Origin of the sequence: Chlorobium sp. (assembly GCF_049593655.1) — a bacterium.
In the GTDB taxonomy this organism is placed as follows: domain Bacteria; phylum Bacteroidota; class Chlorobiia; order Chlorobiales; family Chlorobiaceae; genus Chlorobium.
This window is the reverse complement of the sequence record NZ_JBAWHG010000036.1, coordinates 29772-54773: the sequence shown is the minus strand read 5'-3', so window position 1 is coordinate 54773 and position 25002 is coordinate 29772. Positions and strand designations below refer to the sequence as shown.

At 57.1% G+C, this 25002-nt stretch carries 20 protein-coding genes; 16 read left to right on the top strand and 4 right to left on the bottom strand.

Going from position 1 to position 25002, the window contains the following annotated elements:
* Positions 1 to 69 precede the first annotated feature (69 nt).
* The 4 genes from WBP50_RS05830 (at position 70) to feoB (ending at position 5777) form a co-directional block, all read left to right on the top strand.
* A complete protein-coding gene (locus WBP50_RS05830; RefSeq protein WP_423932376.1) occupies positions 70 to 456 on the top strand; it encodes a histidine triad nucleotide-binding protein in 387 nt (128 codons plus the stop codon).
* A gap of 41 nt (positions 457 to 497) precedes the next feature.
* Positions 498 to 3236 (top strand): aconitate hydratase AcnA, encoded by a 2739-nt coding sequence (acnA, locus tag WBP50_RS05825; protein WP_423932374.1) that lies wholly within the window; start codon positions 498 to 500, stop codon positions 3234 to 3236.
* A 112-nt stretch (positions 3237 to 3348) separates the two neighbouring features.
* On the top strand, positions 3349 to 3642 hold the full coding sequence (locus WBP50_RS05820) for a FeoA family protein (protein WP_423932372.1): 294 nt from the start codon (positions 3349 to 3351) through the stop codon (positions 3640 to 3642).
* Positions 3639 to 5777: a ferrous iron transport protein B gene (gene feoB, locus WBP50_RS05815; RefSeq protein WP_423932370.1), complete on the top strand. Its 2139-nt coding sequence runs from the start codon at positions 3639 to 3641 to the stop codon at positions 5775 to 5777. The genes WBP50_RS05820 and feoB overlap by 4 nt, the downstream gene beginning before the upstream one ends.
* Here feoB and topA read toward each other — a convergent pair.
* Positions 5767 to 8163 (bottom strand): type I DNA topoisomerase, encoded by a 2397-nt coding sequence (gene topA / locus WBP50_RS05810; protein ID WP_423932368.1) that lies wholly within the window; start codon positions 8161 to 8163, stop codon positions 5767 to 5769. The genes feoB and topA overlap by 11 nt on opposite strands.
* A 227-nt stretch (positions 8164 to 8390) precedes the next feature.
* Here topA and WBP50_RS05805 point away from each other — a divergent pair, with 227 nt between their 5' ends.
* From WBP50_RS05805 to WBP50_RS05760, 10 genes are all read left to right on the top strand, one after another.
* Complete coding sequence (locus tag WBP50_RS05805; protein WP_423932366.1) at positions 8391 to 10118, top strand: N-acetylmuramoyl-L-alanine amidase family protein; 1728 nt, start codon at positions 8391 to 8393, stop codon at positions 10116 to 10118.
* A gap of 126 nt (positions 10119 to 10244) precedes the next feature.
* Positions 10245 to 11237 (top strand): biotin--[acetyl-CoA-carboxylase] ligase, encoded by a 993-nt coding sequence (locus WBP50_RS05800; RefSeq protein WP_423932365.1) that lies wholly within the window; start codon positions 10245 to 10247, stop codon positions 11235 to 11237.
* Positions 11238 to 11250: 13 nt separating this feature from the next.
* Positions 11251 to 12264, top strand: coding sequence for a biotin synthase BioB (bioB, locus tag WBP50_RS05795; protein WP_423932363.1), 1014 nt, complete (start codon positions 11251 to 11253; stop codon positions 12262 to 12264).
* Positions 12265 to 12266: 2 nt separating this feature from the next.
* Positions 12267 to 13436, top strand: a complete 1170-nt coding sequence (locus tag WBP50_RS05790; protein WP_423932362.1) for an aminotransferase class I/II-fold pyridoxal phosphate-dependent enzyme — start codon at positions 12267 to 12269, stop codon at positions 13434 to 13436.
* A complete protein-coding gene (locus WBP50_RS05785) occupies positions 13433 to 14116 on the top strand; it encodes a DUF452 family protein (protein WP_423932360.1) in 684 nt (227 codons plus the stop codon). Before WBP50_RS05790 ends, WBP50_RS05785 begins: the two co-directional genes overlap by 4 nt.
* The gene (gene bioC, locus WBP50_RS05780; protein ID WP_423932359.1) at positions 14101 to 14883 is read left to right on the top strand and encodes a malonyl-ACP O-methyltransferase BioC; all 783 of its coding nucleotides are present in this window, start codon (positions 14101 to 14103) and stop codon (positions 14881 to 14883) included. Before WBP50_RS05785 ends, bioC begins: the two co-directional genes overlap by 16 nt.
* Positions 14880 to 15569: a dethiobiotin synthase gene (gene bioD, locus WBP50_RS05775; RefSeq protein ID WP_423932358.1), complete on the top strand. Its 690-nt coding sequence runs from the start codon at positions 14880 to 14882 to the stop codon at positions 15567 to 15569. The genes bioC and bioD overlap by 4 nt, the downstream gene beginning before the upstream one ends.
* A 19-nt stretch (positions 15570 to 15588) precedes the next feature.
* Complete coding sequence (bioA, locus tag WBP50_RS05770) at positions 15589 to 16902, top strand: adenosylmethionine--8-amino-7-oxononanoate transaminase (protein ID WP_423932356.1); 1314 nt, start codon at positions 15589 to 15591, stop codon at positions 16900 to 16902.
* Between the two features lie 44 nt (positions 16903 to 16946).
* Positions 16947 to 18653: a long-chain-fatty-acid--CoA ligase gene (locus tag WBP50_RS05765; RefSeq protein WP_423932354.1), complete on the top strand. Its 1707-nt coding sequence runs from the start codon at positions 16947 to 16949 to the stop codon at positions 18651 to 18653.
* Positions 18650 to 19861, top strand: a complete 1212-nt coding sequence (locus WBP50_RS05760) for a THUMP-like domain-containing protein (RefSeq protein WP_423932353.1) — start codon at positions 18650 to 18652, stop codon at positions 19859 to 19861. Before WBP50_RS05765 ends, WBP50_RS05760 begins: the two co-directional genes overlap by 4 nt.
* On the opposite strand, the gene WBP50_RS05755 is transcribed toward WBP50_RS05760, so the two are convergent.
* From WBP50_RS05755 to WBP50_RS05745, 3 genes are all read right to left on the bottom strand, one after another.
* Positions 19842 to 20774 carry a Ppx/GppA phosphatase family protein gene (locus WBP50_RS05755; protein ID WP_423932351.1) on the bottom strand — a complete coding sequence of 311 codons (933 nt, stop codon included), beginning with the start codon at positions 20772 to 20774 and terminating at the stop codon, positions 19842 to 19844. The two genes, WBP50_RS05760 and WBP50_RS05755, sit on opposite strands and share 20 nt — an antisense overlap.
* 12 nt (positions 20775 to 20786) lie before the next feature.
* Positions 20787 to 21668, bottom strand: coding sequence for a 50S ribosomal protein L11 methyltransferase (gene prmA / locus WBP50_RS05750; RefSeq protein ID WP_423932349.1), 882 nt, complete (start codon positions 21666 to 21668; stop codon positions 20787 to 20789).
* A gap of 104 nt (positions 21669 to 21772) precedes the next feature.
* Positions 21773 to 22396: a C40 family peptidase gene (locus tag WBP50_RS05745; protein WP_423932347.1), complete on the bottom strand. Its 624-nt coding sequence runs from the start codon at positions 22394 to 22396 to the stop codon at positions 21773 to 21775.
* Between the two features lie 119 nt (positions 22397 to 22515).
* Here WBP50_RS05745 and lysC point away from each other — a divergent pair, with 119 nt between their 5' ends.
* The gene (lysC, locus tag WBP50_RS05740) at positions 22516 to 23931 is read left to right on the top strand and encodes a lysine-sensitive aspartokinase 3 (protein ID WP_423932345.1); all 1416 of its coding nucleotides are present in this window, start codon (positions 22516 to 22518) and stop codon (positions 23929 to 23931) included.
* A 41-nt stretch (positions 23932 to 23972) separates the two neighbouring features.
* Positions 23973 to 24962: a phosphoribosylformylglycinamidine cyclo-ligase gene (gene purM / locus WBP50_RS05735; RefSeq protein WP_423932344.1), complete on the top strand. Its 990-nt coding sequence runs from the start codon at positions 23973 to 23975 to the stop codon at positions 24960 to 24962.
* Positions 24963 to 25002 lie beyond the last annotated feature (40 nt).

The following is a 25002-nucleotide window of genomic DNA, read 5'->3' as shown; positions in this document are numbered from 1 at the left end:
GAAGAAAAAAAATAACGGGCATTCCCTCTCATTGCCCTTTTCGCAGCCCAACAAGCAGGAGTTTCCCTCATGAGTACCATGCAGCACCATCCGGACTGTCTTTTCTGCAGAATCGTCCAGGGCGAGATACCGGCAACGGTTGTCTACCGTAACGAACATGTTCTGGCCTTTCGGGATATAACTCCGGCGGCGCCGCAGCATGTATTGATTATTCCGGTAAAGCATATCGCGTCGTTGAGCGACCTGAGGCCAGAAGATCTCGATATTGCCGGTCATATCCTGCTTGCAGCGCAAGTCGTCGCAGAAAAGGCGGGTGTGCTCTCTTCCGGTTATCGCCTGGTTTTCAACAGCGGCCCGGATGCCCTGCAGAGCGTGTTTCATATCCACGGCCATCTTATCGGAGGCAAACAGATGGGCTGGCCGCCGTTTCCCGGAGAGGCCGCACAACACGGCTGAATGTCTTTTGCCGCAGCAATCTTTCAGGAGCTGGAGATACCATGATGACTATCGATCCTAAGGATACCTTGCGCACCGTTCAGACCCTTCAGGGGCCTGTTTCCTGCCATTCACTGCCGGTACTTGCCGAAAACGGATTTTCAGGCGTGCCTCATCTGCCGAAATCAATTAAAATCCTGCTCGAGTCCGCGCTCAGGAACTGCGACAGCTATGCGGTTACCTTTGAAGACATCCACGCTCTTGCCTCTTGGGAGCCATCGAGGGCTGGTGCGTCCGATATCGCTTTCCGACCGTCCAGAGTGGTGCTTCAGGACTTTACCGGCGTTCCTTCGATCGTCGATCTTGCCGCTCTTCGTGAAGCCTGTTTACGGCTAGGCGGCGATCCGGAACGGGTCAATCCCCTTGTTCCCTGCGATCTTGTGATCGATCACTCGCTTCAGGTGGATGTTGCGGCATCGCCGGACGCTCTTCGCCGCAATCTTGAAATGGAGTTTTCCAGGAACCGGGAGCGCTATGCGTTTCTGAAGTGGGGGCAGAAAGCGTTCAGAAACTTCAGGGTGGTTCCCCCCGGTACCGGTATCGTGCACCAGGTCAACCTCGAATATCTTTCCGGGGTGGTCACCCTCGATGGCGGTATGGCCTATCCCGACTCGCTGGTCGGTACCGACAGCCACACCACCATGATCAACGCTCTGGGTGTCGCCGGATGGGGTGTGGGCGGCATCGAGGCCGAAGCGGTCATGCTGGGCCAGCCTCTTTCCATTTCCCTGCCCCGGGTTACCGGAGTCCGCCTCCATTCGGCTTTGCCGGAAGGGGTGACGGCGACCGATCTTGTGCTTTCCGTTACCGAAACGCTCCGTCGTGTCGGCGTCGTCAACGACTTTGTCGAGTTTTTCGGGCCCGGTCTTGACGGGCTTTCCCTTCCCGACCGGGCAACCATAGCCAATATGGCTCCCGAATACGGTGCAACCATGGGATACTTTCCTGTCGATGCGCTTACGCTCGACTATCTCAAGATGACCGGCCGCAAGGACCGGTGCGATCTTGTCGAGCGGTACAGCAAAGAGCAGGGACTCTGGAGGGAACCGGGAAGCGATCCGGTTTTTTCAAGGGTTTTCGAACTCGACCTTTCGCTTGTCGAGCCTTCGATTGCCGGTCCCAAACGTCCTCAGGACCGCATTCCGCTGGCTTTTGCCGGCGCAGAGTGGCGGATGGACATGAAGAGGGTCTACGGCAGGGAGAACAGCGCAGGCAACGGAAGCCAGATGGAGTATGAAGGCAGCCTTTCCCCGGCACTCCCGCCCCGACTTTCCGGAGCAGATGCGCCTGAACCGGCGCTTCTTCCCGGACACGGCGCGGTGGTTATTGCCGCCATCACCTCGTGTACCAACACGAGCAATCCTTTCGTCATGATTGCGGCCGGTCTTCTTGCCCGTGCGGCCAGAGAGCGGGGCCTTGCCCCCAAGGCGTGGGTTAAAACCTCTCTTGCGCCCGGTTCGCGGGTGGTTACCGATTATCTCGAAGCTTCAGGACTTGCCCGCGATCTCGATGCGCTCGGGTTTTCCACGGTCGGTTACGGCTGCACCACCTGTATCGGCAATTCCGGCCCTCTGGGTGACGATATTTCCGAAGCGATAACCCGTGATGATATCATTGTCTGCTCGGTTCTTTCGGGGAACAGGAATTTTGAGGGACGCATCCATCCCCTGGTGAAGGCGAACTACCTGGCCAGCCCTCCGCTGGTCGTTGCCTACGCGCTGTGCGGGACGATCGCTATCGATGTCCGGACGGAGCCGCTTGCCTTCGACAGCCAGGGGGCTCCGGTTTATCTCAGGGATATCTGGCCTTCGGACGATACGATTCGTCAGGTCATTGCCGGATCGGTAACGACGGAGCAGTTCGGCCTGCGTTACGGTGATGTGTTTCGGGGGACCGAAGAGTGGCAGGGGATCGACTTCCCCGACGGGAATCTCTATGCATGGGATCCGGCGTCGTCCTATATCCGGAAGCCCCCTTTTTTCGAGGGCATCAGCGCGGTGCCGGCTCCTCTGGAACCGGTACAGGGAGCGCGCGCTCTTGCGGTGTTCGGCGATTCGGTCACGACCGATCACATCAGCCCTGCCGGAAACATCCGCCCGGCACAGCCCGCCGGGCGCTATCTTCTGAGTCTCGGCATTGCCCGGGAGGATTTCAACAGTTTCGGTTCGCGCAGGGGGAACCACGAGGTGATGATAAGGGGGACCTTCGACAATCTGCGGATACGCAACAGGCTTGCCCCCGGAACCGAAGGCGGTTTTACGACCTGGTTTTCCGGAGACGGCAACGGCGCCGAAGTGATGAGCATCTACGATGCCGCCATGCGCTACCGCAGCGAGGGGACTTCGCTGGTTATTCTCGCAGGCAGGGACTACGGCATGGGCAGCAGCCGCGACTGGGCGGCCAAAGGCACCCTGCTTCTGGGAGTGCGGGCCGTGATCGCCGTGAGCTTCGAGCGCATTCATCGCTCGAACCTTGTCGGAATGGGCGTGCTTCCCCTCGAGTTTGCCGATGCGGAGAGCGCCGAATCCCTCGGTCTGGACGGATCGGAGCTTTTCGACATTCCCGTTGAGGAGTGCCTGCTGCCGGGCGCGGAACTTACGGTTGCCGCCCGTTCGGGGCTTACCGGGCAGGTCCGGCGTTTCCGGGTGATTTCACGGATCGGCACCAGGGTGGAGGCCGACTATTACCGCAATGGAGGTATTCTGCAGAGCGTGCTTCGCCGCCTGGCTTCCGGGATGTGATTTTTTCCGGTGAAAGAAAAAAAGTGAAAAGAATTTTTATGGTTCCGTTGCAGTTATTTACATTCAATCCAGTTAAATAAATTGTCATGCTGTTGCGCGGAGAAGAATGTATATGAAAATGTCGGAGCTGAAGATCGGAGACAAGGCTGAAGTGACTGCAGTAAAGGCGGAACAGGCTGTTCGCCGCCGGATTCTCGATATGGGGCTGATAAAGGGGACCCGGTTCAAGGTGCTCAGGGTCGCTCCGCTTGGCGACCCCATGGAGATTTTTTTCAAGGGAATGTACCTGAGCCTGAGAAAGAGCGAAGCTGAAGGCATTTCGGTTCACAGGATCGGCCATGCAGGCGACGGGGTGCCGATGTCGGGTGATAGAGAGGGCCGCTCCTGCTGCGGGGAAGCCCTGTGACCGAAAGAAAAGAGATCAGCGTCGCCCTTGCCGGCAATCCGAACTGCGGGAAATCGTCACTCTTCAACGTGCTGACCGGTTCTCACCAGAAAGTCGGCAACTTTTCCGGCGTCACCATCGAAAAACACGAAGGCTATCTCGACTACGGAGCCTATCGAATCCGGTTTGTAGATCTGCCGGGCACCTACTCGCTTACGCCATACTCTCCCGAAGAGATCGTTACCCGCAACTATCTGATCGATGAACGGCCTGATGTGGTGGTCAATGTGCTCGAAGGCCCGAATCTTGAACGGAACCTCCTGCTTACCACCCAGCTCATGGAGATGAATATCGCTTTCCTTGCCGCCCTCAACATGATCGACGAGGTGGAAGAGAAGGGTATTTCGATTGATGTCAAGCAGCTTCAGCGCCTGCTCGGCTGCCACATCGTACCGACCTCGGCAAAGAAGAAGAGCGGTATCGATCCGCTGCTTGCCCATATTGTCCGGGTCTATGAAAAAGATATCGAGATCCGCAAAAACAAACTCTCTTTCCGGCCGGAAATCGAAGATGCGGTTGAAGCGATTGCCGGATTGCTGAAGCGCGAGAAGGATCTCGAAGCGGCCGATACCCGCTGGCTTGCCATCAAGCTGCTCGAAAGCGACCGTGAAGTCTATCATCAGGTTCAGCAGTATCCGGTTTGGGTCAAGGTCGAGCTTGCCCTGCAGGGGGCGATGAGGGAGGCCGCGAAGCTGTATGATTCGGATCCGGAGATGCTCATTACCGAAGACCGCCACGCTTTTATCCGCGGGGCCATGAAGGAGTGTGTGCGTTTTCCGGAGGAGCGCAAATCCACGGTAACCGACTATATCGATATGGTCGTGCTGAACCGGGTGCTGGGTCTGCCGGTTTTCCTTTTTGTGGTCTGGGCGATTTTCCAGATCACCTTCACGCTCGGCTCCCCGCTCATGGACATGCTGGAATCCCTGTTCGAGGCCCTTTCCGGTGCCGTGGAGCCGCTGCTCGTCAACAGTACGCTTCGATCCATCGTCATTGACGGCATCATTGCCGGGGTTGGAGGGGTGCTTGTCTTTCTGCCCAACATCGTCCTGCTTTTCATCGGCCTCTCCTTTCTTGAAGCTTCAGGCTATATGGCAAGGGCGGCATTCGTCATCGACAAGGTCATGCACCGGTTCGGGTTGCACGGCAAGTCGTTCATTCCCATGATCACCGGTTTCGGCTGTTCGATTCCTGCAATCATGGCCACCCGGACGCTCAAAAGCCCTACCGACCGCCTTGCAACGATTCTGATCATTCCCTTTATGAGCTGCGGCGCGAAACTTCCGGTCTATGTGCTGCTTGCCGGCGCATTTTTTCCACCGGATGTTGCTGCCAATGTGATGTTTGCCGTCTATCTGCTCGGTGTCGTCGTTGCTCTCCTGAGCGCGAAAATGCTGAAGTCGACCGTGCTGAAATGTGAATCCGAGCCTTTTGTGATGGAGCTTCCACCCTACCGGTGGCCGACCCTGCACTCGGTTCTTTTTCAGGCGAAAATCAAGGCGATGATGTATGTAAAGAAGGCAGGCACCCTGATTCTTGCCGCGGTCCTGATCATCTGGGCGGTCAGCAACTACCCGCACAGCCAGGAGATCGACAGATGGGCCGCTTCGGAGGCCGGCCGCATCGAGGAGAGCGCCATGAGTGCGCCGGAAAAGAAAGCCGCAACCGAATCGCTCCACTACCGGGCGCAGTCGCTTCAGCTCCAGCACTCCTTTGCGGGGAGGATGGGTAAGGTGATCGAGCCTGTCATCAAGCCGATCGGCTTCGACTGGAGAATCGGTATCGCGCTCGTGACGGGGCTTGCCGCAAAGGAGGTGGTCGTTTCAACCATGGGCACCATCTATGCGCTTGGCCAGACCGACGAATCTTCGGCAGAGCTGGCCACGATACTGAAAAACGATCCATCCTTCAGCAGGGCCACCGCACTCAGCCTGATGGTGTTTGTGCTGCTCTACATCCCCTGCGTTGCGGCTGTCGGCGTCATGAAGAAAGAGATCGGCGAGTGGCGGCCGGTGCTGCTTTATTCCGCCTATGTGCTTGTTCTGGCATGGCTGCTCTCCTTCGTTACCTACAGGCTGGCTCTTCTCATGCTGTGACGCCGACGCTCTCCTCCGCTGCCGGGGTTACAAGACCGGCTTCCTCCGCACGCGTGATGATGTCTTCTACCGGGATGTTCATGGGCGCAGTCCGTCCGTCGGTCATGGTCAGCACGACATCCGGATGGGCTTTACGGTGCTCTGTCATGGCGGCCTCCCACTTCTCCTGAACTGCGGGATCAAGGGAGTTCCATGCCAGACGACCCCGGCATTTGGGAAATTTCGAGCATCCGAGCCAGAGGCCCCGTTTTCCGCTTCTCAGATAAAGCGGCGCACCGCATTTCGGACAGGAGAGGTCGGTCTGAAGCGGAGGGGTTTTCATCGGTTCGATATGGCGCTGCTTGCTGAGATTGAGCAGAGTGTTGCATTTTGGATAGCCGGAACAGGCAAGGAAGGGGCCGAGCCGCCCGTCGCGCAGGAGCATCTGACCGTCGCTGCAGGAGGGGCACTTGATGCCGGTCTCCTTCGGTTTCGGTTTTGTCGAGCTGATCGGCTTGATGTTCTTGCATTTGGGATAGCGCGAGCAGCCCAGAAATTTTCCGCTGGCCGTCCACTTGATGATCATGCGGCCCTCACCGCACTTGTCGCAGGTTTCCGCATTCGTGTTCTGCGGAATGAGCGGATCGTTTTTTCTCTGGCTGAGGGCTGTTTCCAGAGGACGGTAGAAGCTGTCGAGCACCTGTTCATATTCATCGTCTCCAGCAGCCACCTTGTCCAGTTCGTCCTCCATGAACGCGGTGAAGCGGATATTGAAGATGTCCGGGAAATTGGCCACAAGTATCTGCGATACATCCCTGCCCAGCTCTGTCGGGGCGATCTTCTTTTTCTGCAGCTCCACATAGCGCCGGTCCTGCAGGGTGGAAAAAATCGATGCGTAGGTCGAAGGGCGTCCGATACCGTAGTTGTCGAGATCTTTCACCAGGGTAGCCTCGCTGTATCGCGCTGGAGGGCGGGTAAAACTCTGTTTCTGGTCCACTTCGGCAAGGTTCAGGCTATCCTTTTCGGCAAGCGTCTCGGGAAGTTTGACGGTCTGCTCCTTTTCGACATCATCTCTGGTCGACGTTCGGGCTTCGTAATCGAGCTCCTGCTGGTCGTCGTACACCCGCATGAATCCGGGGAAAAGCACGCGACTGCCGTTAGCGCGGAACACAAACCGGCGTTCGTGATCCTCGACGTCGACCTTCGTCTGCTCGATTTTTGCCGGAGCCATCATGGCTGCCAGAAACCGCTTCCAGATGAGCTCGTAGAGCCGGTACTGATCGCCGCTGAGAAAGGGTTTCATCGCGTCAGGCTTTCTCATGATCGAGGTCGGCCTGATGGCTTCGTGAGCATCCTGAGCGTTTTTCGAAGACTTCGCCGAACCGCCGTAACCGGTATATTCCGGACCGAACACGGTGCGGATATAGTTATGGGCTTCAGAAACGGCTTCGGAGCCGATGCGGGTCGAATCGGTACGCATGTAGGTAATCAGGCCGGTCGCGCCTTCGCTTCCGAGATCGATGCCTTCATAAAGCTGCTGGGCCAGGCGCATGGTTTTCTGTGAACCGAATCCGAGCTGGTTCGATGCGGCCTGCTGGAGAAGCGATGTGGTAAAGGGCAGCGGGGCTTTGCGCTGCTGGTTCTTGGCGGTAATGTCGCTGACGGCGAACAGGCGGTTTCTGACAAGGGCAGCAGCGGCTTCGGACTGTTCCTGACTGGAGAGTTCGGGTTTGCTGCCGTCAACCCTGACCAGTTTGGCCCTGAACATTTCCCCCTTCGGGGTCGCAAAGTCGGCTGAAACCGTCCAGTACTCCTGAATTTCGAACCGCCTGATCTCCTCTTCCCTCTCGCAGATAAGCCGGAGGGCAACCGATTGCACCCTGCCGGCAGAAAGTCCCCGAAGCACGACATTCCACAGGAACGGGCTGATCTTGTAGCCGACGATCTTGTCCAGACCCTGGCGGGTCTGCTGGGAGCGCACCAGTCGGTAGTCGATCTGGCGGGGTTCGTTTATGGCGGCCAGAATGGCGTTTTTCGTGATTTCGTTGAACAGCACCCGGAATACCGGTTTCCGGGCGGCCTCGATTTCGTTCGAAATATGCCAGGCAATTGCCTCTCCCTCACGGTCAGGGTCAGTTGCGATCAGCACCGAGTCGGCTTCTCCGGCAAGTTTTTTCAGCTGCCGTACAACTTTTTCTTTTCCGGCTATGATCTCATAGCGTGGTTCGTAGTGATGGTCGAAATCAAGTCCGATCTCCCGTTTCGGCAGATCCTTGATGTGACCCACCGACGCAAAAACCGTATAGCGATCACCCAGATACTTGTTGATGGTTTTTGCCTTTGACGGGGACTCGACGACTATAAGGGTTCTGTTTCTGGCCGAAAGTGCTTCAGATTTTGATGCCATTGAAGGATCCCTGCAGTAAGGATGTTATCATGAAGGCGCCGCGTACCGACAAAGTCGGGGCAGTACCCTGGAAAATTGAAAAAAGATAGGTGTTGCCTGCCAAAAAACAAATTTCCGGGGAGCCGGACAGGATACTCCGGAAACACGATACGGGGACAATATCGGAAAGAATGCAATTATATGTTATTATTATTTCATTCCCATCCAGCCAACAAGCTCAGATACTCATGATACCATTTTCTTTGAGAACCATGGCCCGTATTGCAGCTCTCCTTATGATGATTGCGGCTTTTTTTCCCTTCGGGGCAGAGGGAGCCTCATCCTTTTCCCGCTCGGAGGAGACCACGGTGCCGCTAAGGGTTACCAGCGGCAGTGAGCAGGGTTATACGATCAAGGTTCTTGCCATCAGGACAGACACAGCCCTGCTGATCGATCTCGAATCGTTTGCCCGGGCCCTCCGGCTCAGCTTCCGGCAGGAGTCGGGCGTCATGCTTCTGGAGGAAACCGACAACGCTCCCGGAAGCAGTTGCCAGCTGAGAAGCGACAACAATTTCGCCTTGATCGTGCCCAGGGATTCCCAGCGCATGAAACGGGTCGTGCAGCTGCAGTCCGCACCGCTTGTGATGGACGGCAGGCTTTTTCTTCCCGTGCGGCATGCCTGCCGGCTTTTTACGCTCTGGCTCGACAAGGATATCGTTTACGATTACTCTTCCGGCATCATGACGGCCTGGCTTTCGGGAACAAGGCTTGGTGACTCCGTCGGCTATGTTGGGGTAACCAGGCCGGGGGAGACGGTCGCCGATATTGACGGGCGTAAAATTCCCTCCGAACCGGGCACCGTCATCAAGGGGGTCAATGTCGAAAACAAGGCTAACGGAGCGGTTATCATTTTCAGTGCAGCGGGAAAAGCGGTCACAACCGCACTGACGAAGCCCGATGAAACCGGTCGGGCATACCTCACCTTTCAGAACGCATCGTGTAATGCCGATGCCCTGACCAAGCTGTTCAGCGGCGGCCTCGTCAAGTCGGTAACGCCCGCCGGCTCAATGGATGGGGGGCTTCGCTTTGCACTCGGTCTCGACAATCAGGGGTACAGGATCAAAACGGTCGATTTTCAGCGCGACGAGAAAAATAACCGCTATCTGGTCTATGTCATGAGCGAAGCGGATGTCAAGGGCATCCGGCAGAAAGAAAAAGAGCAGCAGATCGCTAAAGTTCTCAGCACCGATATCGAGAAATGGAAGCTCAACACCATCGTACTCGATGCAGGCCACGGAGGACACGATCCCGGAGCGATAGGGGGCCGGGGTACCAGAGAGAAGGATGTCGTGCTCAATATCGTACGGGATCTCGGAACCCTGATCACCCAGAAGTGGCCGGATGTCAGGGTTATCTACACCAGAAAGGACGACAGGTTCATTCCTCTTCATGAACGGGGAAAAATAGCCAACAGGAACGGCGGCAAGCTTTTTGTCAGTCTGCACTGCAACGCCAACAACAAGAGGACGGTGAAAGGCTCGGAAGTCTATATTCTCGGACCCCATAAAAGCAAGGATGCGCTTTCGGTCGCCATGCTGGAAAACTCGGTCATCACCAAAGAGGTCGATTACAAGGAGCGGTACAAGGGATTTACCGCCGAGTACCTCATCATGAGCAGTATGGCGCAGAGCGCCTTCGCGAAGCAGTCGACCGATCTGGCACTGGAAGTGCAGAACCGGATCGACCGTCCGAACAGCACCAATGGCAGAGGGGTTCGCCAGGCCGGTTTTATGGTGCTCTGGACCCCCTCGATGCCGAGCATCCTCATCGAGTCTGGTTATCTTTCCAATCCTGAAGAGGAAAAAATCCTGAGGGACCGTCAGGAGCAGACCAAAATCGCCTACAGGATTTTCATGGGGCTGGAGAACTACCGCAAGGATTACGAGCGCGCACGGCTTGCCACAATGGGCTTGTAGCGGAGCAGGTACAAAAAGTCGCATCTTTCCGGCGGCTTTTCCTGTTGGATAGTTGTCAACCATAGTCTAAATTCAGGTTGACAATATGGCCATCGGGTACTTCAACATGCATTTGTGCTCCTTTTCATGAACGATTTCACCTTCAGGATTCTTTCCCGTCTGCATACGGCCCGGACCTACCTTTCGGGCGAGGATCTCTCCGGGGAGTTCGGGATCACGAGAAGCGCAGTCTGGAAACATATCAGCCGGCTCAGGGATGCTGGCTGCCGCATCGAGGCGCTAACCGGTTCGGGATACCGGTTGATCTCCCTTTCGGGCGCTCCTGTCGGAAAAGAGGTTGCTCTTTTCCTTACGACCAGAACTGCCGGCCGCATGTTTCATTATCATAAGGAGACCGCTTCAACCAATCTTCTGGCAAAAAAGCTTGCAGCCGAGGGCGCTCCCGAAGGGACGGTGGTTGCCGCCGACACCCAGAGCGCAGGCAGGGGCCGTCTGGGGAGGAACTGGATCTCTCCTGCCGGCAGGAATCTTTATTTTTCCCTTATTCTTCGTCCTTCGGTCTCCTCGCTGCGTATTCCCCAGATAACCCTGCTTGCCGCCGCCGCCATTCACCGGGCGCTCAGTGAAACTTTTTCCTCCATCAATGCCGCAATCAAATGGCCTAACGACATTCTCTCCGGCGGCAGGAAACTCTGCGGCGTACTCTGCGAAATGCAGTCGGAGCCTGGCCTGACGCATTTCGTCGTAGTCGGTATCGGCATCAACGTCAATCAGGAAGCATTCCCCGATGAGCTCCGGGAGAAAGCGACCTCGCTGCTGCTTGAAACAGGATCCAGTGTCAGCCGCTCCGAACTTCTGGCGGGAGTGCTGAACCGGTTCGAGGAGCTCTATCTGCAATGGCAGGAGGAGGATGATCTCGGTTTTATTCTTCCCTATCTCGAACGGTACTCGCTGCTTCAGGGAATGGACGTGATTGTCGATCAGTTCTCCCGGGAGATTACCGGAACGGTTCGCGGCATTGCCCTGGGAGGGGAACTTGTGCTCGATACCGGAGACGGCGGGCTGCTGAACATTTCGTCCGGAGAGGCTTCGCTCCGGAAAACCTATACCAATTCATGAACATCCACCACCTATGACCGACGTTATCCATAAGGCTGTTGCCGATGCATACAGGGTTTTCGATACCGGGGAACCGCTTGGGCGGGAAATGGCCCTGCAGCTGGCCGGGCTGCCCGGCGATGCCGTGCTTGATCTCGCCTCCCTTGCGCACAAGGTGAGGCTCCGTTACGCTCCGGATGCCTTGTCGGTGCACGCCTGTTCCATCATGAACGCCAAATCGGGAGAGTGCGGCGAGAACTGCCGTTTCTGCGCCCAGTCACGCCACAACAGCGCGAAAATCGAGGTATACAGCCTGACCGATGAGGATGCTGTCCTGCGGCAGGCCTCTGAAACATTAGCCCAGGGTATCGGACATTTCGGCATTGTAACCAGCGGATACGGCTACCTGAAGATAACCCCGGAGTTCCGCCGGATTCTCGGCATGATCGACCGGCTGCACCGTGAACTTCCGGAGCTGAACGTCTGCGCCTCGATCGGCGTACTCAGCGAGGAGACGGCCGCTGCGCTTGCCGGGCACGGTATTGCGCACTACAACATCAATATTCAGGTCGCGCCGTCGAGGTACGGCGCCCTCATTGCCGATACCCACACGGTGGACGAGCGGATCGAAACGGTACGGCTGCTGCGCAGGTACGGCATTTCGGTCTGTTGCGGAGGTATTCTCGGTGTCGGGGAGAGCATGACTGAGCGTATTGAAATGATTTTTGCGCTCTCCGAACTCGATGTTTCGGTTATTCCGCTTAACGTCCTGGTGCCGATCGAGGGCACGCCGCTTGAAGGAAGCCGTCCGTCCCTTCTTGCCGATATCGTCAAGACCTTTGCGATCTGCCGGCTGGTGCACCCCCGAAAGATCATCAAGTTCGCTGCGGGAAGGGAGAGCATAATGAAAGATTTTCAGGGCCTGCTGATGCTTTCGGGTGCAAACGGCCTGCTTACCGGGGGCTATCTCACCACACGCGGCAGGGATACTTCCGCCGACAGGGATCTGTGCGGTCATCTTGAAAGTTTCAGCAGGGAGGCGCTGTAATCATGGAGTTTCATTCCTTTATCCGCAGCAGGCTCGATTCGCTTCGTCGTGATAACCGTCTCCGAACGCTTCCCGATATCGGGGAGAGGTGCGGGAAGTACATCAACGTGGCGGGAGAGTCCCGCCTCAACCTTTCGTCGAACGACTATCTCGGCCTCGCCGAAGACCGTTTTCTCCGCCAGGCATACAGCGAGGCCTGCAGGGACGGGGATGGGTATGCCATGACCAGTTCCTCTTCCCGCCTCCTGACGGGGAACCATCACTGGTACGGTCAGCTCGAACGGGAGCTTGAACGGCTCTACGGGAGCGAAGCCGCCCTTGTCTTCAACAGTGGCTATCACGCAAATGTAGGTATCCTTCCGGCCCTCGCCGGACGCGGCGACCTGATTCTTTCGGACAGGTTCAATCATGCGAGCATTATCGACGGTACCGGTATTTCCGGAGCGGCGCACCAGCGTTACCGTCATAACGACATGGGTAATCTCGAAGAGCTGCTTGCCGGAGCGAAGGGGAGTTACCGGCACCTTTTCATCGTTACCGAATCGGTGTTCAGCATGGATGGTGATCTCGCCGACCTCAGGAAGCTCGTGGAGCTGAAAAAGCGCTACGGAGCGGTACTCATAGTCGATGAAGCCCATGGCGCCGGCGTGTTCGGTGATCGGGGACTTGGCCTGTGCGAGGCAACAGGGACCGTTGCCGACATCGACATCATCATCGGCACCTTCGGGAAAGCTTTCGCATCGACAGGGGCTTACGCCGTGATGGATGCCGTTCTTCGCGATTATCTCGTCAATGCCATGCGCTCGTTCATTTTTACGACGGCACTGCCTCCTGCGGTACTTGCCTGGAGCCTCATGACCCTTCGAAGGCAGGCTGATATGCAGATCGAGCGGGTCCATCTGCTGCGGCTTGCCGCCATGCTGCGCGGGAGGCTTGTTGATGCGGGATTCGAGGTGCCGGGGGAGAGCCATATCGTGCCGGTAATAACCGGCAGTAACGAAAGCGCGGTCAGCCTCGCAGAAAAGCTGCGCGGTGCGGGTGTGCTTGGAATGGCTGTCCGGCCTCCGAGCGTGCCGGAAAACCGCGCAAGAATAAGGCTCTCCCTCAGGGCGAATCTGCAGTGGGACGATATCGAGTATATTCCCGATCTCATCAGGGCTTGGGCTTCATGATTACCGAATGGATCGTCCGGCAGGGAGCCGACGAGGTGGTGCTCTTCTTCTCCGGCTGGGGGATGGACCGGCGGATTGCCGACCATCTATCGGGGCAGCCTGCCTCCGGTCCTGCATATGACGTTGTGTCGTTCCATGATTATCGCACAGGGCAGATCGATGCGTCGGCTTACGATGGGCTCTGTTCCTACCGCAAGCGTACCGTTGTAGCCTGGTCTTTCGGCGTCTGGTCGGCGGTTCACGCGAAGCTTCCGCCAGTATCGCACGCCGTGGCCGTGAACGGCACGCTTTCGCCTGTAGACAGTGGGGAAGGTATCGACCCTGAGGTGTTTCAGGCCACGCTCGATACCTACAGCGACGCAAACCGGCTTCGGTTCAACCGCAGGATGTGCGGTGGCGGAGATGCCCTGGAGCACTTTCTTTCGGTTCAGCCCGAAAGGATATCGTCATGCCAGAGGGAGGAGCTGGCCGGGCTCTCCGGAAGGCTGCAAGGCGACGCCGGACCGGAAGGGTTCCGCTACGACCATGTCATCATAGGCGGCAGGGACATGATTTTTCCCGCTTCCCGCCAATTCGCCGCATGGAGGGGCTACCCGCAGACGGTCATCGCCGATATGCCGCACTACCCGTTTTTTCATCTTTCCGGCCTTGAGGAGGTGCTCGAATGCAGCAGGGCATAGACAAGCAGCTTGTCCGCGAGCGCTTCGCAAAAGCTCTTGGTTCATACCGGGAGCATGCCGTCGTGCAGCAGGAGATGGCCCTGGTGCTGGCCGAAATGATCTGCGCCGCCACTTCCGGATGCAGGTTGGAAAGGGTACTCGAAGTCGGTGCGGGCACGGGGGCGCTGACGGCGGCGCTGCTCGACCGCTGCCGGGTTGAAACCTATGTTGCCAACGATCTTGTAGAAGAGAGCTACCGGTATATCGCCGTCGAAGCCCTGCGCCACCGGCCGGTTCACCTTGCCTTTCTTGCCGGCGATATCGAGAGCATCGAAGCGCTTCCGGACGGGCTTGATCTTGTAGCCTCGAACGCCACCGTACAGTGGCTGTCGGACCTTGAAGGCTTTTTCCGGAAGATGTCCAGCTGCCTGAAACCCGGCGGCATACTCGCCTTCAGCACCTTCAGTCCGCGCAACATGCATGAGATCGCCTCTATCGAACATGCCGGACTGAGTTATCCGGGGCTTGCCGATATTGAAGCCCTTGCCGGGAGCTGTTTTGAACTGATCGCATCAAAGGAGGAGCTGAAGAGGATAGCATTCGACTCTCCGGGAGAGGTGCTTCGCCACATCCGCAAAACAGGGGTCAACGGGCTGGTGCGGCGATCCTGGACGAAAGGGAGTTATCTGCGGTTTCTGCACGATTATCGGGAGGCCTACTCCTGCGATGAAGGGGTATACCTGACCTACCGACCGCTGTACTGCTGTTTCAGAAAGCGTTCATCATGAGAGGAGCTGTTACCGTGATTTCCGGAATCGATACCGGAACAGGCAAAACCGTTGCCACCGGCCTGCTCGCCAGAGCAGTGCTTGATCGGGGGGTATCGGTCATAACCCAGAAAATTGTTCAGACGGGCTGCCCTGGCAGGATTGCCGAAGACATTCTCGAACACCGGCGTCTCATGGGCTGCGAACTTACCGAAGAGGACCTGCGGGGGGTTACCTCTCCCTGCGTGTTCGCCTACCCGGCCTCGCCGCATCTGGCGGCCAGGCTTGAAAACCGGCCCGTCGACGTCATGGCCATAAGGCGTTCGACCTTCAGGCTGCAGCATCGCTACACCACCGTCCTGCTCGAAGGAGCCGGAGGGCTTCTGGTTCCCCTGAGTTCCGATCTGCTGCTGGCCGACTATATCCGGGATGCCGGTTATCCTCTCCTGCTGGTCTCCTCTTCCCGGCTTGGCAGCATCAACCACACGCTCCTGGCCGTCGAGGCGTGCATGAAACGCGGCATCCATCTTCAGGGCATCGTTTTCAACCGGTTTCAGGAAACCGACCGCCTTATCGCCGACGATGCTATCGGGACAATCCGTCATTTCCTGAAACGATACGGCCTGTCGGCTCCGGTTGTAACTCTTGACGAAAACGGCCTTGAAAAGCATGCTCCGGAACTTCTGGGGTTGCTGTCGGGGGAATAAAGCGCACAGAAAAACAAGTATGAACGGTATCGATTCCGGTTTCGACCGCAGCCACATCTGGCATCCCTACACTTCGATTACCAATCCGCTTCCGGTCTATGCCGTCAAAGGAGCCCGGGGCGTGTATATCGAGCTGGAAGACGGAAGAAAGCTCATCGACGGCATGTCCTCCTGGTGGGCGGCGGTTCACGGCTATAACCATCCGGAACTTAACCGGGCCGTGCGCGAACAGCTCGAGAGCATGAGTCATGTCATGTTTGGCGGGTTGACCCATGAACCGGCGGTCACTCTGGCGCGACAGCTTGTCGCGCTCGTTCCCCGGCCACTCGACCGGGTTTTTTTCTCCGATTCGGGCTCGGTTTCCGTGGAGGTCGCCCTGAAAATGGCGCTGCAGTACTGGGAGGCAAGGGGGAATCACCGGAAGAAACGGATGCTGACCGTACGATCGGGCTATCACGGCGACACCTTCGGAGCCATGTCGGTATGCGATCCGGATACCGGCATGCACCGTCTTTTCAGGGGGTTTCTTCCCGAGCAGTATTTCGCCGAAGCTCCGCGCTGCGGTTTTCACGATACATGGAGCGAGGCGTATATCGAAGACATGCGCCGCAATATCGAGAGCCACGCCGACGATCTCGCCGCAGTGATCATCGAACCGGTGGTTCAGGGTGCGGGCGGCATGCGGTTCTACTCTCCGCACTATCTGCAGCGGCTTCGCGAACTGTGCGATCGTTACGGGGTTCTTCTGATTTTCGATGAAATCGCGACAGGCTTCGGGCGTACAGGAAAACTTTTCGCTCTTGAACATGCCGGGGTTGTGCCCGATATTCTGTGTGTCGGCAAAGCCCTGACGGGCGGTTACATGACCCTTGCCGCTACCCTTGCGACAGCGCAGGTCGCCGAAACGGTCTGTTCAGGCGATCCGGGGGTGTTCATGCACGGGCCGACCTTCATGGCCAATCCGCTTGCCTGTGCGGTTGCCGGTGCAAGTATCCGGCTGCTTCTCGACTCAGGCTGGCAGGAAGCGGTTTGCCGCATAGAACGGCAGCTTGAAAGCGGCCTCGAATCATGCAGGGCGAATGCCGGGGTTGCCGATGTCCGTGTGCTCGGCGCAATCGGGGTTGTCGAACTGCAGCGTCCGGTAGATATGGGTTCAATCCAGAGGATGTTTGTCGAAAGGGGGGTCTGGGTAAGGCCGTTCGGCCGGCTGGTCTATCTTATGCCGCCGTTCATTATCAGCCCGGCCGAACTCGACATATTGACCTCCGCCGTGTGCGATGTTGTGAGGGAATGTTCTGCGGAAGCCGTTGATTTATTTCCGCCGGAGATGTAAACTGTCACAATACGCTCGATTCAGTAACGCCAGAAGTAAACGAAATGACCAATTCCAGGCCATGGGTTCATCATTACGACAAGGGGGTACCCCATACGCTCGAGCCGTATCCGGAGCATACGCTTGTCGATGTTGTACGCAGAACGGCATCCGAACGTCCCGATCATCCCGCACTGTTCTTCAAGGGAAACACCCTCTCCTTCCGGGAACTCGAGGCCGAGAGCAATGCGCTGGCCGCAGCACTCACGGAGCTCGGCGTTTCTCCCGGCAATCGGGTGGCGCTGCTCATGCCGAACTCTCCGCAGATGCTCGTCAGCGAGCTTGCCGCATGGAAATCAGGCGCGATCGTCGTGCCTCTGAACCCGCTCTACACCGAAAAGGAACTGGTCTACGCGTTCAACGAGTGCGGGGCTGAAACCGTTATCGTGCTCTCCTCGTTCTATGGCAAAATCAAGGAGGTTCAGCCCGAGACCCGTCTCCGGAGGGTGATCGTCACCAATATCAAGGAGTACCTGCCTCCCCTGAAAAAGGTGCTGTTCACCCTGCTGAAGGAAAAAAAAGACGGTCACCGTATTCTGCCGCAGCAGGGCGATCTCCAGCTGCAGGACCTTATACGCCGCCACGCCTCCGCCGAAGTCAGGCCGATGCCTGTCGGCCATGACGCTCCGGCTCTCTTTCTTTTTTCCGGCGGGACGACCGGAAATCCGAAATGTGCGGTCAGCACCCACCGGAGTCTGGTTATTACCGGTATGCAGATCGCCTCATGGTTCAGCGTTATCCTGGAAAAAGGAAAAGATGTCATTATTCTCAACATGCCGATGTTTCACGTTTACGGGCAGGCAGGCATTCTGACGGCAGCCCTGACGGGGGGGTATCCGCTTGTCATGGTGCCCAACCCGCGGGACATCGACGATCTTCTGCACATCATCAGAACCCTGAAGCCGGCGGTGCTTCCCGGTGTTCCTACGCTTTTCAGCGCCCTGCTCAATCATCCCGGAGTGAGAAAAGACAGCAGGATCATGAGATCTCTCAAACTCAGCGTATCGGGGGCGGCTCCGCTCATGCAGGAGACCAAACGGAGTTTCGAGGAGCTGACGGGCGGCAGAATCATCGACGCTTACAGCCTCACCGAAACAACCCTTGCCTCAACCTTTACCCCGATTCTCGGAACCTACAAGCCAGGATCGGTGGGCATTCCCCTTCCCGACGTCGATGTGCGCATCGTCGATCAGGAGAATGGACAGGATGAACTTGCGCCCCTGGAGGTCGGAGAGGTGATCATGTGGGCTCCGCAGCTCATGCGGGAGTACTGGCAGAATCCTGTCGAAACATCGCTGGTGCTCAGGAACGGCTGGCTCTATACCGGCGATCTCGGCTATCTCGATGAGGACGGTTATCTCTTTATCGTCGACAGGAAAAAAGACGTCATCAAGCCCGGAGGATTCCAGGTATGGCCGCGCGATGTCGAAGAGGTCATAGCCCGTCACCCTGCCGTGCAGGAGGTGAGCGTTGCCGGGGTTCCCGACCCCTACAAGGTCGAGGCCGTAAAAGCCTGGATCGTACTGCGTTCAGGGGAAACGCTTACGGCAGGCGATCTCTGCGATTTCTGCCGTCGGGATCTTGCCGCCTACAAGATTCCCCGGCATGTGGAGTTCACCGAATCGCTTCCCAAATCGACGGTCGGCAAGGTGCTCCGCCGCAAGCTTATTGAAGAACACTGCACGAGGGAAGCAGGGACGACAGGGAAGTGATCCTCTCCGAACTGCACCGGCTGCTTCTGCCGGAAAATCTCGACCTGCTCGAAAAGCACGGTTCAGACGATCCGGCGGCTTTTGCCCTGCGCTTTCAGGGTTGCTCCGACATTCCCGCAAGGGCAATCGCTGAACAGCTGGCCTGTCGCCGCAAGGCGGTGAAAAAACTGCCGGTACTTTCCCGTTTTCCTTTACTCTACACGACCCTTTCCCTCGAACAGGCTTCAGGCGAGGCAAGTGCGGCCTACAAGGCTTCGCTTGTGCATGGTGAGCGCCTCATCGATCTGACGGGCGGGCTCGGTATCGATACCATGTTTTTTGCCCGGGTTTTCAGGGAGGTCGTCTATTGCGAGCGGGATCCCCTGCTTGCGGAACTTGCTGCCCATAACTTTCGTCAGATCGGGATTTCCGGCGTTGATACCAGCTGCGGCGACAGTCTTGCCATCCTTGATTCGTTTCCTGACGGTTTTTTCGACTGTATTTTCGTCGATCCCGCCCGCAGGGAGGGCGGCCGCCGTTCCGTTGGACTTTCGGCGGCAAGTCCCGATGTCCCCGCCGTTCATGACTTCCTGCTCCGCAAGGCGTCGAGAGTGATGATCAAGGCATCTCCGGCGGTCGAGCTGAGCAGGCTGCGTGAGGAGCTGCCGGCACTGTCGGAAATCCGTGTGGTTTCAGTTGGCGGAGAGTGCAGGGAGGTGCTGCTGCAGCTCGATCGAAACAGACCGAAAGATCATGCTGTAGAACGGGTTGCCGTGCTGCTTGAGCAGGATGGGTCGATCCTGCGCGAAATCAAGGGGACCGGAGGGGAGCAGAGAGGGCCTGCCGTGCCTGTTCAGGCCTGTTTCTACGAACCTGATGCGGCAATCATCAAGGCCGGTCTTACGAAAAAACTCGCTCTTGATCTCGGGTTGGCTTTCGTCAACGGAAGCGTTGATTTTCTTGCCGCTGAGGGGTTTATAGCCGATTTTCCCGGACGCGCATTCCGCGTTGTGGCTGTCGAGCGATACAAGCCGAAAAGCTTTCGGGATTTTCTCAGGCGGCATGGAATTACCGCCGCGGCAGTTCAGCGGCGGGATTTTCCGCTCCAGCCGGAAGAGATACGCAGCAAGTTCAGGCTCAGGGAGAGCGACCGTTGCTATCTCTTTTTTACAAGGGACCGGGATGGCGAACCGATATGCGTGTATGCCGTCAAAGCTGCTGCAGTCTGAGCAGTTCCTGTTGTGCAAGACCGAAACGCAGCCCCTGGATGCTGACCCGCAGTTCCGCGACGCCGAGAAGCCGCATGAACTGGTGCAGGATCAGGGTTCCCATGGTAATGACATCGGCCCGGCCATCAGGTATTCCCAGTGCAAGGATCTCTTCCAGAGCGCTGTTTCGGAGCTGTTCGAGCAGGCGGTGAACCTCGCCGTAGTCGAGGGGGTAGTTCTGCACCTTCCGGGCATCGAAATGCTTCAGTCCCTGGCTGACCTGCGCAATGGTGGTCAGGGTTCCCGCAACGCCGTAAACCGATTCTCTCGATGCGAAAAAAGGGAGGATCGATGCTCCCAGCACCCGGTCGATCTCCTCTCGTGCGGCCTCAAACTCCTCTGCGGAAGGGGGGAGCGAACTGAAGAACCGCTCGGTAAGCCTTACCGAACCGATATCCATGCTGATGCTCTTTTCGACTCCTTCGGGCGAGCCCATGGAAATTTCCGTGCTGCCGCCTCCGATGTCGATTACCGCGAGGGTTTCCGGCAGATCGTTCAGGCCGGCTACCGCCCCGAAAAAGGTGAGTTCAGCCTCTTCGGTGCCGGAAATGCAGGTGATGGCGATGCCTGTTTGCATCCTCACAGCAGCGATAACCTCCTCGCGGTTTGCCGCATCGCGCAATGCGCTGGTTCCTCCCGCAATGATGGTTTCAGATCCATGCTCTTCGGAAAGTGTCCGGTACTCATGCATGCAGGCAAGCAGGCGGGATAGTGCGTCGCTGCCGATCAGCTTCCGTTCGTCAACCTGCTGGCCCAGACGCACGATGGTCTGCCGGTGCAGCACAGGGATGATTGCTCCGCTTTCCGGCTCAAGGTCGGCGATCAGGAGAAGGGCGGTATTGGTGCCGATATCGATGCATGAAACCCGTTTCATGGTATCCGTGTCTCAGTGTTTTTCAGGGGTTTCCGCATGCACCAGGCTTGAGAGCCACTCATCCTCGTAGATGGTTTTTACTCTGGTGTAGCCGAGACGTTTCAGCAGTTTTTTCAGCCATGGCTCATCGTACACGAGTATTCCCGACAGCAGAACCTCAGCCTGCGGAGCGTAGTTCCGGATAACCGGCAGAATCCGGTCGATCACATTCTTGTTGATGTTCGCCAGAATCAGGTCGTACCCCTCCCGCAGGTTCGCCACCAGTTCCTCCTCTGCATCGATCAGCTCGATCCGGATATCCGGCGCATGGTTCTCTTCGGCATTCTCCACTGCATTTTCAGCTGCCCAGGCGTTGTTGTCGAAGGCCAGAATCGGCAGACGGTTGCCGAGCTTGCGGGCAGCGATGGCCAGTACCCCGGTTCCTGTTCCGATGTCCATGATTTTGCGATCCTGCAGGTCAAGCTCCTCCATTTGCCGCAGCATGAGGCGCGTGGTTGCATGGTAACCGGTACCGAACGACATTTTCGGATTTATCTCTATGACGATCTGCCCCGGTTTCGGAGTGATCTCCTTGTTTTTCTGCACGATCAGGAAGCGGTCGGAAATTTCGATCGGCTGCAGGTGCGCCTCCCACTCTGCGTTCCAGTTCCGGTCCGCCATGAAGCTGGCCTTGCAGGGGGGGACGCTGCCGAAGGTCTCTTCAAGCAGGGCGTGTACAGCCTGCTCTTTGGCTTCGTTCCATTCGGATTCCGGAAGGTAGGCGAGCAGCCTGTCGTCCTCTTCGAGAAAGTACTCGATGCCCTCCTGCGACAGGATGGCGATATAGGGTTCGAAAAGCGAAGGCGGTATCGTTATCGACAGTTCGATATGGTTTTTTGTTCCTGACGGCTGCATAGGAGATAGAGAGTGAAACGGGTTTGCTGCAAGAGTCTTCATGGGGTCAATATAGGGAAATTCCCCTTGGAATGCCGCTCTGCTCCCGATCCGACGGGAGGCTTTCAGTTTCTGCTGACGACGCGGGCAGCGCAGGCGTATCGCCTGTCATAATACCGGGAGTCGAGCCTGTCGATCCGTACGCCGCTGCTTGTCGATACATGGGCGAAACGGTTGTCGCCCATGTAAATGCCGACATGATCGATGGATTTTCCTCCGTTGCTGAAAAAAACAAGGTCGCCCTGCATGAGTTTTTTCCGGGGAACAACCCTGCCGAGGGAGGCCATATCGGAAGATGTTCTCGGCATCTTGAGCTGAAAGGACTCCTCATAAAGATATTGGACGAATCCCGAGCAGTCGAAGCCGTCAGTTGCAGTGCCTCCCCAGCGGTAAGCGGTTCCCATCCGATCCTTTACGGCGGTGAAAAGCTGCTCGATCGACTCGCCGGAAACTTTCACCGGGAGCTCCACCGTAACCGGAAGAGGGCTCCCCGGTACGATACGCGAGATATGTGTTTTTCTCTTTTTTAAACTATATTTGCAGTCCGGATCGTAGCGTGAACCGGTTGAGATGCTGCTGCAACCCGGGAGGCCGGAAAGCATGGCGGAAATGAGCAGCGCCGACACCGCCCGTCCGGATACGACTGATTTGCCGGCAAAAAAAGAGAGCCAACCGCTACCTGTTCTCATGGGGAAAAGCGTTTGCAGTTTTCTCGGGGAGGCAGAAGATTCTGCCCTCCGGCTGACCTGTATACAAGATAAGCGAAACTCTTGCAATTAGACAATCTGAAACCTTACCGGTTGCTTTTATGGCGGTTATGAAATTCGGCGGAACCTCGGTAGGTACCGCCCGGGCAATGCAGCAGGCAATCGATCTTGTTGTCCGTGAAAAAAAGAACGGGACGCCGCTGGTGGTGCTCAGCGCCTGCAGCGGCATCACCAACAAGCTTGTCCGTCTTGCCGATTCCGCAGGACTCGGCTCGCTCGATGATGCCCTGGCGCTTGCCGGGGAGGTTCGCCTTCACCACACCGGTCTCATAGATGAACTGGTAAAATCTCCGGAGCTGAAAGAGCAGCTTTTCGCCAGAGTCGAAGAGTATGTGGCTCGGCTCGAAATGCTGGCCAGAGGCATCGATATCGTCGGGGAGCTTACCGAACGTTCCAGAGACTCGATCTGTTCCTTCGGTGAACTGCTCTCGACCACGGTTTTTGCTGCGGTCATCAGGGAGCAGGGCCATGATGCAGAATGGGTCGATGTCCGCAAGGTGATGATTACCGATGACAATCACGGCTTTGCCCGTCCGATCGGCGAAATCTGCCGGGAGCGGACAGACTCCGTCATCAGGCCGCTGCTTGAGGCGGGAACCATTGTCATTACCCAGGGCTATATCGGCGCAACGCTCCAGGGCCGGACAACGACGCTCGGCCGGGGAGGATCCGATTTATCCGCAGCGCTTTTCGGCGCCTGGCTCGACGATAATGCCATACAGATTTGGACCGATGTTGACGGTGTCATGACCTGTGATCCACGGCTTGTTCCCGAAGCGCGCAGCATCAGGATCATGACCTTCAGCGAAGCGGCGGAACTCGCCTATCTCGGCGCGAAAGTGCTGCATCCCGATACCATCGCTCCCGCCGTCGAGAAGAATATTCCGGTCTGGGTGCTCAATACCTGGCATCCCGATGCGAAAGGCACGCTCATTACCAACGACCCGGAACGGCTTTCGGGCATGAGCTACGGAGGCCTTGTCAAATCCATTGCGGTCAAGAAAGGGCAGTGCATCATCAATGTCCGCTCAAATCGAATGCTGGGGCGCTACGGCTTCATGGGCGAGCTTTTCGGCGCCTTTTCGCGTCACGGTGTCTCCATTGAAATGATCTCCTCAAGCGAGGTTTCGATTTCGGTGACCGTGGACGACAAGAGCTTCAGCGATGAGCTGCTCCAGGAACTCGGTGCTCTCGGACAGGTAGATATCGAACACCGCGTGGCTACCGTCAGTGTCGTGGGCGATAACCTCAGGCTGTCGAAAGGGGTGGCCGGAAGGATTTTCAGTTCGCTCCGGGATGTCAATCTCCGGATGATTTCGCAGGGGGCCTCAGAAATCAATGTCGGATTTGTTGTTGAAGAGAAGGACGTCGAAACGGCGGTCAATGCGCTGCATCACGAGTTCTTTTCGGGAGAGGAGACTGCCGGCATCTTTGAAAAGCCGGCAGGAAACCCTTAAGTCTCCATCGCCGTTTAATGTATAAAACAGATTACGTTATCATGGATTATAAAAAAGCCGGAGTCGATATCAGTGCGGGTGAAGAGTTCGTGCGCCTCATCAAACCCCAGGTTCGGCGGACCTTCACGCAGAACGTCATAACCGATATCGGCGCGTTCGGAGGTTTTTTCCTTCCGGATTTTTCCGGATACCGTAAACCGGTGCTTGTCAGCAGCATCGACGGTGTCGGCACCAAGCTCAAGATAGCTATCGAGCTCGGCATCTACGATACTGTCGGATCGTGTCTTGTCAACCACTGTGTGAACGATATTGCGGTCTGCGGAGCCAAACCGCTTTTTTTTCTCGACTACTATGCCTGCGGAAAACTGACTCCGGCCATTGCGGCCGGGGTTGTCAGCGGAATGGTGACCGCCTGCCGGGAGAACGGCTGTGCGCTTATCGGCGGCGAAACCGCTGAAATGCCGGGAGTCTATGACGAAGCTGATTTCGATCTGGCCGGTTCGATTGTCGGCGTCGTCGATCACGAAAAAATAGTGAACGGCGCTTCGATCGAGGCGGGCGACGTACTGATCGGCCTCTCCTCCACCGGCCTGCACACGAACGGCTACTCGCTTGCGCGGAAAGTGCTCGAGGGCAGGATGCAGGAGCGTTTCGACGGGCTTGCAGGATCGGTGGGCGAAGAGCTGCTCAAGGTGCACCGCAGCTACCTTTCGGTTATCGGGCCGCTCTCGGGCTCTCCTGACGTCAGGGGACTGTCGCATATTACCGGCGGCGGGCTCACCGGCAATACCATGCGCATCATCCCTAAAGGCCTGGCCCTGTCTGTCGACTGGAATTCATGGCCTGAACCTGCAATTTTCGACATCATCCGTAAAGCAGGCGATGTTCCCGAAGAGGACATGCGTCGAACCTTCAATCTGGGTATCGGCCTCGTGATGGTGATTCGCCGGGAAGCAGCCCCTGATATGATGGAGTATTTGAAATCCATCGGAGAAATTGCATACATTATAGGTTCCGTTACCAGCGCCTGATTTTTCCACGGTTTTCCGCAATAAACGCAATCATCAACAT

Bases quoted from the DNA above. Each gene is read 5' to 3' on its own strand.
- WBP50_RS05830 (WP_423932376.1), top strand. From the start codon at position 70: ATGAGTACCATGCAGCACCATCCGGACTGTCTTTTCTGCAGAATCGTC.
- acnA (WP_423932374.1), top strand. From the start codon at position 498: ATGATGACTATCGATCCTAAGGATACCTTGCGCACCGTTCAGACCCTT.
- WBP50_RS05820 (WP_423932372.1), top strand. From the start codon at position 3,349: ATGAAAATGTCGGAGCTGAAGATCGGAGACAAGGCTGAAGTGACTGCA.
- topA (WP_423932368.1), bottom strand. From the start codon at position 8,163: ATGGCATCAAAATCTGAAGCACTTTCGGCCAGAAACAGAACCCTTATA.
- WBP50_RS05805 (WP_423932366.1), top strand. From the start codon at position 8,391: ATGATACCATTTTCTTTGAGAACCATGGCCCGTATTGCAGCTCTCCTT.
- WBP50_RS05800 (WP_423932365.1), top strand. From the start codon at position 10,245: ATGAACGATTTCACCTTCAGGATTCTTTCCCGTCTGCATACGGCCCGG.
- bioB (WP_423932363.1), top strand. From the start codon at position 11,251: ATGACCGACGTTATCCATAAGGCTGTTGCCGATGCATACAGGGTTTTC.
- WBP50_RS05790 (WP_423932362.1), top strand. From the start codon at position 12,267: ATGGAGTTTCATTCCTTTATCCGCAGCAGGCTCGATTCGCTTCGTCGT.
- WBP50_RS05785 (WP_423932360.1), top strand. From the start codon at position 13,433: ATGATTACCGAATGGATCGTCCGGCAGGGAGCCGACGAGGTGGTGCTC.
- bioC (WP_423932359.1), top strand. From the start codon at position 14,101: ATGCAGCAGGGCATAGACAAGCAGCTTGTCCGCGAGCGCTTCGCAAAA.
- bioD (WP_423932358.1), top strand. From the start codon at position 14,880: ATGAGAGGAGCTGTTACCGTGATTTCCGGAATCGATACCGGAACAGGC.
- bioA (WP_423932356.1), top strand. From the start codon at position 15,589: ATGAACGGTATCGATTCCGGTTTCGACCGCAGCCACATCTGGCATCCC.
- WBP50_RS05765 (WP_423932354.1), top strand. From the start codon at position 16,947: ATGACCAATTCCAGGCCATGGGTTCATCATTACGACAAGGGGGTACCC.
- WBP50_RS05755 (WP_423932351.1), bottom strand. From the start codon at position 20,774: ATGAAACGGGTTTCATGCATCGATATCGGCACCAATACCGCCCTTCTC.
- prmA (WP_423932349.1), bottom strand. From the start codon at position 21,668: ATGCAGCCGTCAGGAACAAAAAACCATATCGAACTGTCGATAACGATA.
- WBP50_RS05745 (WP_423932347.1), bottom strand. From the start codon at position 22,396: ATGAGAACAGGTAGCGGTTGGCTCTCTTTTTTTGCCGGCAAATCAGTC.
- lysC (WP_423932345.1), top strand. From the start codon at position 22,516: ATGGCGGTTATGAAATTCGGCGGAACCTCGGTAGGTACCGCCCGGGCA.
- purM (WP_423932344.1), top strand. From the start codon at position 23,973: ATGGATTATAAAAAAGCCGGAGTCGATATCAGTGCGGGTGAAGAGTTC.